The 12,230-nt window shown below is 66.4% G+C and carries 6 protein-coding genes; 2 read left to right on the plus strand and 4 right to left on the minus strand.

The features are described from left to right. Positions 1-365 precede the first annotated feature (365 nt). Together HG800_RS15515 and HG800_RS15520 are read left to right on the plus strand one after the other, a co-directional pair. Positions 366-2,036, plus strand: coding sequence for a LamG domain-containing protein (locus tag HG800_RS15515; RefSeq protein ID WP_169977547.1), 1,671 nt, complete (start codon positions 366-368; stop codon positions 2,034-2,036). 95 nt (positions 2,037-2,131) lie between these two features. Further along, positions 2,132-2,935: a protein-L-isoaspartate(D-aspartate) O-methyltransferase gene (locus HG800_RS15520; RefSeq protein WP_206352289.1), complete on the plus strand. Its 804-nt coding sequence runs from the start codon at positions 2,132-2,134 to the stop codon at positions 2,933-2,935. 15 nt (positions 2,936-2,950) lie between these two features. Here HG800_RS15520 and HG800_RS15525 read toward each other — a convergent pair whose 3' ends face one another. The 4 genes from HG800_RS15525 to HG800_RS15540 form a co-directional block, all read right to left on the minus strand. Next, on the minus strand, positions 2,951-5,893 hold the full coding sequence (locus HG800_RS15525) for an FG-GAP-like repeat-containing protein (RefSeq protein ID WP_169977548.1): 2,943 nt from the start codon (positions 5,891-5,893) through the stop codon (positions 2,951-2,953). Between the two features lie 298 nt (positions 5,894-6,191). Continuing rightward, positions 6,192-10,778, minus strand: a complete 4,587-nt coding sequence (locus HG800_RS15530; protein WP_169977549.1) for an AsmA-like C-terminal region-containing protein — start codon at positions 10,776-10,778, stop codon at positions 6,192-6,194. Positions 10,779-11,004: 226 nt separating this feature from the next. Then, positions 11,005-11,376, minus strand: coding sequence for a DUF2237 family protein (locus tag HG800_RS15535; protein WP_169977550.1), 372 nt, complete (start codon positions 11,374-11,376; stop codon positions 11,005-11,007). A gap of 148 nt (positions 11,377-11,524) precedes the next feature. Next, entirely contained in the window at positions 11,525-12,043 is a 519-nt protein-coding gene (locus tag HG800_RS15540; protein ID WP_169977551.1) for a hypothetical protein, read from the minus strand. Positions 12,044-12,230 lie beyond the last annotated feature (187 nt).

Below are 12,230 nucleotides of genomic sequence, written 5' to 3' on the forward strand. Positions count from 1 at the left end.
CTTCGCGGGGGGCCGGGCGAGGTGAGGGGAGAGATGTCCCGCAGAGGCGCAGAGATGCGGAGATGGAGGCAGGAGAGGAGAGAGATCGTGTGGCCTACGAGCGCTTCGCTTTCGCTCAGCGGCTCTGCGTCTCTGCGCGACATCCCTCTCCTTCCTGTCCGTCGCCGAAAGTCCTCGGTGCGCTCCCCAGCGAATCCACCAAGGGGGCCGTCGTCTGTTGCAATCGTACCGGAGCCCCTGGCGCCCTGGAGTGAACCGAGTGAAGCAAGACCCGAGTCAGACTTTTGCAAATGACGGCTGCGTCGACGACGATACAGGGTGGAATCAACGTTTTCGTTTCGACCCTCTTTCGAGCACCGTGTTCCATGATGACTGCCTGGCTTTGCCTGCTGATGACCCTCGGGTTCGCGAGTCCCAATCCAGACGACCTCGACCGTGATCTTGTGGGGTACTGGCCCCTGTCGGGTGATTTCCGAGATCATTCGGGAAACGGGCTGGACGCGACGGCGGAAGGAACCGTCGATCGCCTGGCTCCCGGCCGAGACGGCACACCAGGACGCGCGGCGGGGTTCGATGGGCAATCGGGTGGGCTGGTTGTCCCTCTGGACGCTGCCAGGGAGCTGGCCGAGGGAGATCTCACCGTCTCGGCCTGGGTCTTCACCGAGGGCCAGGTGGATTCCCCGATCGGCGACCTTGTGAGCCAGTACAATGCGAGTACCCGTCGCGGCCTGATCCTCGGGATCAAGACCAACGCGGGCGTTACCTTCAGCCATGCCAACGATCGGCACCTGCAATTCGGCATCGACGATGATCGGGAGTCGGACTGGCTGCCCGTCGGCGTGCCGGGAGGAGACGGGACGCTGCTCGCCTTCGCCCTGGCCTCGCACGACGGAGCCCTCTATGCCGGAACCTGCGAGCCAGGGGCGAGTGACTCGGGCCGCGTCTACCGCTACGACGGTGGGACCACTTGGACCGACTGCGGATCGCCCGACGGCAGCAACTCGGTCACAAGCCTGGCCGTCTTCGAGGGAACGCTCTACGCCGGGACCGGACGGTACCGGGTAGCCGGGTCGAGCCTGCCCGAGTCGCCCAACGACACGCCAGGCGGCCGGGTCTTTCGGTACGAAGGGGGCACGACCTGGACCGATTGCGGCCAGTTGCCCGACGTGATCGCCGTCAGCGGGCTGACGGTCTTTCAGGGGACGCTCTACGCCGGATCGCTCTACGCTCCGGCCGGATTCTTCCGGTACGAAGGGGGTACGACCTGGACGGCCCTGGAGACTCCCGAGGGGAAGCGGGTCGAGGCGATCGCTCCGTTCGACGGCCTTCTTTATGCCACCAGCTACGACCAGGGGCACGTTTTCCGCTTCGACGGCCAGGACTGGACCGACCTGGGCCCGCTCGGCGATCCGGAGATCAACACGCAAACGTATTCGCTGGCGGTGTATCAAGGGGCGCTTCACGTCGGCACCTGGCGAAGCGGTCGGGTGTACCGGCTCGGCGATCAGGGGGAATGGATTGACGTGGGCCGGCTGGGCGAGGAGCTGGAGGTGATGGGGATGCTCCCCCACAACGGCCGATTGATGGCCGGATCGCTTCCGCTGGCACAGGTTTACCGTTACGAAGGCGGGCAAGACTGGCGGCTCTTGACCCAGCTCGACACGACGCCCGAGGTCGTCTATCGCCGCGCCTGGACGATGGCCGAGCACGCAGGACGCCTGTTTGTCTCAACCTTGCCGTCGGGCCAGGTTTTCGCGTACCGAGCCGGGGCCTCGACCTCCTGGGATCAGACCTTCCCGGCAGGATGGCATCATGTTGCGGCGGTGCGGTCGGGAGACTCGCTCCGCCTGTTCGTCGATGGCTCGCCCGTCGCGTCGGAGACGGTTGACGGTTCCGGGGCCTTTGACCTCTCGGCCGAGGCTCCTTTGCGGATCGGCTCGGGTCCGAACGCTCCCTTCCGGGGGCGGCTGGCCGAGGTCCGCCTGCATGGTCGGGCACTCTCGGATGACGAGATCGCGCGGCTTGCGTCTCCGTAAATGGGTCTGGGGGCTCGCGTCAGAAACCGTCCGAGCTGTGGCCCGATCGCCCTTTTGAAGTGTCGCACCATTATAAGTTCATGAGGAGCCCTCCGATGAATGCTCCAAGCCTTGCGACCTTCCAACCCTCGTTCGTGGGATTGCTCGGGTGGCTCATCAGCCTGGGGCCGGTGCTTGCCTGTGTCCCCGGCGACTCCGAGTGGAAGCCCTCGGGTGGTGGGCCACCGGCCGGGGGAGACGACGACCCGTACGTCCGCCAGCGCGCGAGGATGGTGGCTGACCAGCTCCGCGCCCGAGACATCGACGACCCTCGCGTGCTGGAGGTGATGGCCCGCGTCCCCCGCCACGAGTTCGTTTCTGAGAGCTACCGCGACCTGGCGTACACCGATCGTCCCTTGCCGATTGAGAAGGATCAGACGATCTCTCAGCCGTACATCGTGGCCCTGATGACCCAGCTTGCCCGACCGCAGCCTGGAGACCGCGCCCTGGATGTTGGCACCGGCTCGGGATACCAGGCCGCCGTGCTCGCCAAGCTGGTCGATCAGGTTTACAGTATCGAGATTCACAAGGAACTTGCGGATTCGGCGCGGGGACGTTTGTTCCGGCTCGGCGACCGCAATGTCGAGGTCCGCCACGGTGACGGCTACCGAGGATGGCCCGAGGCCGCGCCGTTCGACCTGATCATTGTTGCCGCCTCGCCGCCGGAAATCCCGAAGCCGTTGATCGATCAGCTCGCCCCCGGCGGTCGCCTGATTCTTCCGGTCGGGGAAGGATTCGGCCAGGAACTCGTGCGGATCGAGAAGGCCGAGGACGGCACGATCACCCGAGAGTCGATCGCCCCCGTCTCCTTCGTTCCCATGACGGGAGAGGCTCGCCACGGGACGGACTGGGATCGCTGAGCCAAAGTCTTGGCGTCAGGGGGATGGCTCTGGAACCGCTTCGACGATCCTCCCGTCCGATTCGTCAATCTGCACCATGCGATCGGCGGGCAGATGGTCGAAGCGGTGCGTCGTTCCCGACGGCCAGTGGACCTCCAGCGACTCGATCATCTCGGCCGATCCCAGGCCGAACCAGAGCCGGGGGTCGGAGGAGGCGAGGTAGCTCGTGCCGCTCGTCTGCCATCGGGTGAAGGTCCGATCGCCGGCGCGGCAGACGACCCGAGCGCCGACCGGCAAGGGGCCGGAGGCCGAACCGATCAGCTTCACGCCGAGCCAGTGACCCGGATCGGGCGAGACATTGCGCAAGAGGCTCGCCGGTTCGTCACGATGCACGACGACGAGATCGACCAGGCCATCGTTGTCGAGGTCGCCGCTGGCGACCCCCCGGCCGACGACCGCTCGGGAAAAGTACGGGCCGACCGCTTCGGGATCGGCCACCTGATAGCGGCCGTTCCCTTTCCCTGAGTACCAGTGGGGAAGCTGGGCCATCGGCTGGTTGATCCAGGGTTGATCAAACACGTGGCCGTTGGCGACGAACAGGTCGAGCGTGCCGTCGTTCTCGGCGTCGATCGCCACGGTGCCGAAGCCAGTGACGGCCAGGCTCGGGCCGTCGAGCCCTGAGCCAGGGGTCGCGTCGGCAAACTGACCGCCGCCCAGGTTGCGCAGGAACGTGTTCGGCTCGTTGCGAAAGTTGGTGTGAAAGAGGTCGATCAGGCCGTCGCCGTTCAGGTCGTCGGCCACCACTCCCATGCTCGCCGTCGCCCGGCCTGCGCCGTCGAAGGCGGCGCCGGAGGCGATGCCGACCTCCTCGAACCGCAGGTCGCCCTGGTTCCGAAAGAGGAAATCGGGGGTGATGTCGTTGGCGACGAAGAGATCGAGCAAGCCGTCGCCGTCGAGGTCGGCGATCGCCAGGCCGAGCGCCTGGCCGTCGGGGCGCTCCACCCCGGCCTCGGCCGAGACATTGGTGAAGGTGAGGTCGCCGTTGTTGCGGAAAAGCAACTCTTTCTGTGCGGGGAACCGGCCGGGAGGACAGTGGATGCGACGGCCCGAGGCGTCTCGGCATTCCGGAGCGGTGCGCGGGTCGGCCTCGACGTAGGTGACGACGAACAGGTCGAGATCACTGTCGCGGTCGAGGTCCGCGAACCCGGCCGCCGTCGTCCAGCGATCGGAGAAAACACCGGCCGATGCGGTGATGTCTTCAAAGGTGCCGTCGCCGTTGTTGCGGTAGAGGACCGTCGAGCCGAATCCGGTGACGAACAGGTCGTCGAATCCATCGGCGTCGATGTCTCCCACGGCGCAGCCCATGCCGTAGCCTCGACCGCCCACCCCCGCCGAGGTGGTGACATCGACAAACGTGCCGTTGCCCGCGTTGTGAAAGAGTCGATTCGGTGCGGGGGGGTGCTCCGAATCCACCGGCAACGGGCAGCCGTTGACGAGATAGACATCGAGCCAACCGTCGTTGTCGAAATCGAACAGGGCGACGCCGCCCCCCATCATGTCGGCGATGAACAGGTCGCCTTGCGCGCCACTGTCGTAGGGGAAGATGAGCCCTCGGCTCGTGGCTTCATCGACGAATCGGGGGCCGTTTGCCTCCGACGGCCGATCGGAAGGCGCGGCCATCGCGGGGACGTCGGCGGGGTCATCCTTGAGCCGGGGGAGCGTTGGAACCGTGGGCGACACCTCGCCCAGCGAGGCGATTGCCTCCTGGGCCTCGCGATGGAACGGATCGACGCGGCTGGCGTGGGCGAACCAGGCCCGAGCCTCGACGGGCATGTCCGATTCGAGGCAGAGGCGAGCGAGTTCGACACACACGTCGGCGTCCTTCAAGTCACCGAGACGATCATCCAGCAGTGTCTTCACGGCGATCATCCGGGAGCGGATCGCCTCGGCTTCCTCCAGAATCGGCCCGGCCTCGTCGTCGTGTCCGGCGCGAACCAGGGCGCGACCAAGCCGGTAGTGCGCACCCAGGTGTTCCGGATCGGCCGCAACAGCTTCGCGAAAGCAGGCGATGGCCTCGTCGTTACGCTGGCGATCCTGCTCAACGAGGCCGCGGAGGATCCACCATCGGGCCTGATCGATGGGCCGATCCGGGATCGGACCGAGCGCCTCGATGGCCTGCTCGGATGCTCCGAGCAGGATCCGGCAATCGGCCAGGGCCAGCCGGACCGCGGGGTCGTTGTCCATCGCCCGGTTGGCGAATTCGAGGTCGGCCAATGCCCCGGACGGGTCCCCTTGCTCGGCGCGGAGCAACCCGCGAGCCCGACGCAGCCAGGGGTCGTCGGGCGACCGATCGAGGTACGGCTCAAGTTCTTTTCGCAGGCGGTCGCCATCGCCGGCGAGGTCGCGGAAGATCTCCTGATGACGGTCTTCCAGGGCGATGTTGGTCAGGGAGACGAGCTGGCGGGGGTCGCCGGAGATCCGGAAGACGTCCCAGAGCAAGGCTCGTGCCTCCTCCTGCCTGCGCTGGACGAGCAAGAGCCCGAGCAGGCGGACCTTCGGCTCAACCGCCTCCGGTTCCCGTTCCAGGACAGCGCGAAAGGCGCGTTCGGCCTCGACCCGATCGTGCTCTTGCATGGCGAGGGTGCCGAGTCCCATCTGGGCCTGAATCCAGACGGGGTCGCCTTCGGGAATCCGCTCGAGCGCCGCCTCAGCCTCGTCGTCTCGGTCGAGGCTTGTGAGGGCCTGCCCGAGCAAGAGACAGGCCCGGGCGTCGTTCGGATGCTCCACGACCCACGAGGCGAGCCGGCGTTCGGCGTCGTTCCATTGCTGCCGCTGCATGGCCTGCTCGATCGCCTTCCATCGGCGATCGTCGGAGGGGGCCGTTCCCCAGAGAATCAGGGCGATCAGCCCGGCGACGCTCGCCAGTCCGATTCCGACGCGCACCGCCCGGCGATGCGGGCGTGTTGGCTCGACATTCATCGCCGCTCGCTCGATCAATCAACGGTTGGGGCCGATCCGCCCGATGCGTGCGGGAGGCGTCGTTTCCAGTCCTCCTTGGAGGTCGATCGCTGAGGTGCCTGTCCTGCGACTCCGGCCTTCCCGAATGCGAAGGACGGCGCCGCAGACCTTCCCGAGTTCGAAGGCCGACCCAACGGAATCGACACATTCCCCAAAGGAAACCGTTCTCGATGTCTCCCGTATCTGCAAGATGAGTACTCGATTGATCGTAAGTCAGGCCGGCTCGAATTGCCAGATGAAGGCTTTGGGGAGGTGTGCCTTAGCGGCGGAAGACGGAGGGTCGATCGTCCCTTGCGGTCGTGTTGAACATGCCCGCGCCGAGGGTCCGCAAGACCCACTGCCCGCCGGGCAGGACCTCGGGGCGGAACAAGGGGAAGGAGGCGGGGCCGGTCACTCGGATGTCGGCAATCTGCCCGCCGGCCTCACGGAAGGCGTCGCTGAGCAAGGGGATACGGAAGCCGCCCCGACCGTACATGATCCGAAGGCGCAGGTCGAGTTGGCCGCGAAGGTCCATCGTCCCACCTCCTCGGAGGCTAATGGCGTCGCCGGTCAAGAGGATGGGGTCGAGATAGGCCAGGCCGTTCTCGATCCGGACGGAGACCTCGGCCGTGTCGAAGGCGGTTTCACTGGACGGGGCGCCGATTTCGAGCGTGTTGAGCACCTTGAAGAATCGCAGGGCGACGGGCAGGTCGCCCAGGTCTCCCTGGGCAATGCGGAAGTCTCCGGAGCCGCTGACCGATCGCATCTCGTTGCCGATTCCGCTGAAGGTGATCATCCCCGAGAGCAAGCCTCGGAAACTCTGCTTACCGGGCAAGGAGGCGGTGAACCGGGCAAGATCGGCGTTGGCCACGGCCAGGGTGGCGTTGTACTCGGGCTGCTCGTCCATGCCGAGGCCGACCTGGCCGGTCAGGCGACCGCCGAGCAGGTCTCCCTCGATCGCCTCCAGCCGAGCCGATTGACCGTCGATGACTAGCGGGGAGCGCACCTGAGTCACCTGCTGGCCGGCAATCGTCAGGCTATCGAGGTCGATCAGGCCGCCAAGATTGAGCGATCGGCCGTCGAAGCGCCCGGCAAAGTTGACCAGCCGCCCGTGAATCGCCTCCAGGGGAATGCTCGTGCGGATCGTCTGGCCGTTGAGGACGATCAGACCGTTGGCCCACTCGACGTAGGCGGGGTCGCCCGGTTGTCCGGACCAGCCGAGCCGCAAATCGCCTCGCATCGAGGGAATCGCCGGGCTTTCGTCGAGTCGTCGGGCGAACTCGGCCATGACCGAGGGCATCAGCTTTCTCAGCTCGGCGTCGAGCCGGAAGCGGGCCACGCGCAGGTCATCGACCGAGAGGCCGAAGCGGCCGTCGGGTTCCAGGTTGACCGCCCCGGAGCGGAAGCGAACGGGAGAGCCCCGGAACTGGAACGAGACGTCGTCCATTGTCACCAGGCCGTCGTCGTAGACGAACAGGCCGTCGATGGCCTCCATCGCCGGCAGTTCCAGCGGAGGAGGCTCGGGGCCTCCCGGCTCGTCGGGGGCGGGGGTAAAGCTCAGGCTAATCGACGTGCCGGGGTCGGGTCGGACGGCCAGCTTCGTGTGGTTCTCGTTCCCCTTGACCTGGATGGCCGCATCGAGCGTGGCCTTGCCCATCGGGTTCAACAGGTTCCAGGTCGCCTGCCACTCCGGAGGCAGGGCCAGGCGAAGCTGTTCGTCGAAGGGAAGGTCGGTGGCCCGCATCGTCAGCTCGGCGTCGAACGTGTTCGGGCCGACCTGGCGGACCCAGCCGTCGGGGCACTCGATCCGGGCCAGGCCGTTGTAGCCGACCAGATCGTGGAACTCCCAGTGATCGGGCATGATCACCAGACGCCCCTTGACGTTGGTAATGGCGTAGGGCATCCCCTCCCAGGTGAAGGCGAAGCCGCCGGCCTCGGCCGGTTCTCCCAGATCGAGCGCGGCGGTCAGCTCGACGATCTCCTTTTGATCGCTTCCCGGAGGAGCCGGGCGGCGGTCGAGATGGGCGTGGGCGACGCGGACCGTTCCTTTCGGCTGGAACTGGTGCAGGACCTTGCGGACGTCGGGATTGAGCGCGGCCAGCAAGGTTTCGTCGATCGGCAAGGCCCCCAGCTCGAAGTCGAGCGAGACGACGGGGTCGGAGCTGACCTCGTCGATCGTTCCCCAGCATCGGGCCGGACGGTTGCCGATGAGGGTGGTCAGGCCGGGCGGGGCGATGGTCACTCGATCCCCTTCCCAGACGACCCGGCCGTAAAGCTGTCGGATCGGGTACGGGCAAGCGGCGTGGGTCATCGACGCGCCTTGCAAGTCAAGCGTCAGGCCGAGGCCGACCGGCCGACCGGCCTTTTGCCGAACGGCCCGAAGGTAGACATGCGTTCGGCCTCCGGGGCGCAGTTCCTCCCAGAGTCCGAGCAGATGCTCGGGGGTCTTGCTCCGCAAGCGATCGTCGAACTCCAGGTCGGTCACTTCGACTAACAGGTCAAACGGCCCGGCGATCGGGTCCCTCACGTCGAGTCGACCGGCAGCTCGGGCGGTGGTTCGGCCGTTGGTTCCCCTGGCAAGATCGACGAGCAAGGTGCCATCGCGCAGGGTCGCCAGCAGCTCGACCTCGTTGAGCGGGAAGGGAAGCTCGGGAGCGTTCAGGCTGGCGGATCGGACGAGCAGGTCCAGCTCGTGCTCCTTCAGCGGTTGCTCGTGATCGTCGGGGTCGATCTCCAGGCGGTGGACGCGGACGTCAAGCTCGCCGGCCGAGAGCCCAAGCTGGTCGTAGCTGGCGTGGAATTCCTCGGGCAAGCGGTTCCGAAGGCTCTCTCCCAACTCCAGTCGGATCAGCTCGCTGCCGGACAGGGTCACGCGGCGGGATTTGACATCGAAGGTGCCCGCCAGGTCGAGCCGCTCGAAGCCGTCTCCCCGGGCGGTGCCTTCGAAGGCATAGGAGGTCGCGCTTTGCGGGGTCATCGTCAGCACGACATCCCGGAGCAGGCTGATCGGTCCCTCTTCCCGGCTCAGGGCGATCTTGCCGTTGCGAATCAAAATCTTCGGCAAGACCTCGGGAGGGGGTAAGGGCCAGGGATCGGCCAGAAATCCTTCGAGGTTCCAGGTCCCATCGTCCCGACGGCCGAGGCGAAGGGTCGGCTGCGCGACGATCACCTCGCGGGCCTCGAACCGCTGCTGCAAAAGGGCCGCCACGTCGAAGGTCAGGCGAAGCCAGCCGACCTCGATCGTCGGCCCCGGCACCGTCTCGATCTCCTGGTGAACGCGGACCTGTTCCAGGGTTGCCGAGCCGGTAAATGGCCGCAGACGGACCCGACCCACGCTCACCTTCGAATCGGGCAAGAGCCGCAGCGACTCCCGCTCGACCAGTCGAGCCAGCTCGGCGCCATCCGTCGCGTGACCGGCCGCGTACCAGCCGCCTCCGATGAAGACCGAGAGGGGCAGGATGACCGACCAGGCGATCATCTTCTTCGTATCGTGCCCGAACCGCCCGCCGACAATCCGCATCAGGCCCGCCGCCGCCAGGCCCATCGCCGGCACCATGCCCGGCAATCGGTAGCGGATCGAGCTGACGAAGACCATGTGCAGCAGGCAGAAGCAGAGGACGGTTCCCCCAAGCAAAACCAGGCTTCTCGGGTCCTTCCTCCGGTCCCAAAGGCCGACCACCAGTAGGACAAAGACCGGGATCGTCGCCACCCCGCTTAGAATCCCGACACCGGGGGCCGACAGTTCGTCGGCGTTCGGCCAGGGGCTCCAGAAGCGTCCGACCTTGACCGCCGCCAGCTCCAGGGCACGCCGAGGGTTCTCTCGGGCAAAGGCGATCGCCCGGTGGCGCAGTTCGGCATCCTGCCTGATCTCGTCGAGTACCCGGATTTCGGGGTCGTCGAGGAAGGTCATGTTGCTGGAGCCGGTCGCCTCGGGGCTGAGGCCGTCGTACAAGCTGGCCCCAACCCAAAGCGCCGTCGGCACGAACTTGCCGACAACCTGGGCATTGCGAAGCCACCACGGGGCCATGACCGCGGCGACCGTCAGCACGACGACCGCCGCCAGGGCCACCGCCCTCCTCGACCGCTCGAACAGCACCCAGGCCGGCAGGGCCAGGGGTAGGAAGACCGCCCACGACGGTCTGACGAGCAAGGCCGCGCCGATCACCAGGCCGGTCAAGACCGCCACGACGAATGAGCCGAACGGCCCCGGCCCCGATGTCGGCCCGTGCCAGGCGAGCGAATGCGGCGTTTCCTCCGCCGAGGCCCCGGTTGCTTCCAAGAGTTGCCGGGCCGCGTCCTGTTCCCGAGCCTTCGGCCCCGGCCGCCAGAGGACTGCCAGCCCCCAGAGCGCCAGCAGCATCAACGGGACAAACACCCCCTCGGAGAGCAAGAGCCCCGAGAGGCCCACCGAGTACGGTTCGACCGCGGCCAGCGTGGCCGCCAGAATGGCCACCCGGCGCGCCCGGCGACGGTCGTGCTCGTCTCCCCGTTTCCAGAGGGCGAGCACCAGGGCATACACCACGGCCACCCCGCCGGCCCCCAGCACCGCCTGGATGACCCGAGCCCCCAGGGCCGCATCGGGGCCGAACAGAATCTGGCAGAGGGCCAGAAAGGCCGGATAGCCGGGAGTCCTGAGTGCGTAGTGCGGAACATCCCACTGATTCACGACGTACGGTGATCCGGTCCGGATCGCCTCGGCCAGATACCAGTAGATCCCCGTATCGCCGAAGATGCAGAGCACGCCCTTTTGCTGGGCGTACAGCTGCACCGCCCCGGCCGCCAGCAGCCGCAAGGCCAGCCCCACGAGCACGATCATCGGCACGATCGCGTACCGGGTCCATCGCGATCGTCTCGTCGATTCGGGCATGGTACGCTCGAAGGCCGCCCCGAGCTTGGGGGCAGCGGGATCGGGGCTTGAAGGAATGGGTCGAGTTCCCGTCCGATCACATCAAAAAGCCGGCGCGTCCCAGGCGGGGCGGTATCCTAGCCCCGAACACCGGGACGGTCAATCGCAACCAGGGACGACCCGCCTTGCACGCCGGCAAGGCGGTCGCAACGAGTCGCGCCGCTCGGAGCCCTCGATTCGGCTCGGATCAATCCACGTCCACGTCGATCGCGTGGGACTTCAGCTCCTCGATCGAGACAAACTCTAGCGCAGACATATGCGTGGCTTCCAGCACGACGCGAGGAGCCATTCCGGCCTCCAGCGCCTCCTTCCAGCGCTCGACGCAAAGGCACCAGCGGTCGCCGGGTTTCAGGCCGGGGAAGCCGTACTGGGGCATCGGGGTAATCAGGTCGTTCCCTCGACGTCGAGAGAATTCGAGAAACTCGCCCGTCATCTCAGCGCAGACCAGGTGCAAGCCGACATCGTCGGCCCCCGTGTGGCAGCATCCGTCTCGGAAAAAGCCGGTCACGGGGTCGAGGCTGCACGATTCGAGATTGCTCCCCAGGACGTTCTTGGCCATCGCGATCACGCTCTCCTTTTGATCCCTCGTTGCGTCTTGAAACGGCGCGGCCAGCCGTTTCGATACGAGTATCGTATCCCATCAGGGGAGGGGCGTCGAAACCTCAAGGACCGACCAGGCTTCTTCGCGGCGACGGGTCCAGCGGTCCTCAGCGTCCGTGATGGAGCACGAACAGGCGGCGGGCGGTCCGGATGGCCTCCTCAACCTCGGGCATGCCCTGATCGATGACCTGAAAGAGCAGGCGATCGAACTCGGCCTCCAACGACGCGGCAGGGAGCGCCTTCGACGAGGCAATCGACGGCCGAGCCGCGGTCGTCGAGGGGGTGGGAGTCGGTTCCGAGGCGGTTCTGGCCGGAGACGTCGACGTCTTCCGAGGACGATTCCGCCGGGCCTTCTTTGGCCTCAAGGGGCTCGTTTCTGCGTTCGGCTGGGGAGGGGAAACGGCGGCGGACGCAGGCTTCGACGGCCGGTTCGTCCGGAGGTTGCCGGACAATCCCAACTTCGCCCGCATTCGGTGGACGAGCGTTTCGCTGATCGACCCTTCGTGCCCCGCCTCGTTCCAGGCCTGATTGACGGCCCGGAATCCGGCCTTCGGGTGGTCACCGAGGTACCCTCGGACGAAACTGGTCTTGGAAACCTCGGCCTGGCGGGGGGAGGCGGTTGCCATTGTCTTTTCTCCCAAAGTCGCAAGTTACGAGAATCGATCAAGTTTAACCGATCCCCACACTCACTCGTCAAACTCAAGAATCAACACAACCGCCTCAATCGCCACACCCAACCCAATCGACCAACCCAGACCGGGGAACGGCTTGGAACTCCATTGAAAAACGACCCGGTGCAAGGAACCAACCCGT

Origin of the sequence: Tautonia rosea, assembly GCF_012958305.1 — a bacterium.
Taxonomy (GTDB): domain Bacteria; phylum Planctomycetota; class Planctomycetia; order Isosphaerales; family Isosphaeraceae; genus Tautonia; species Tautonia rosea.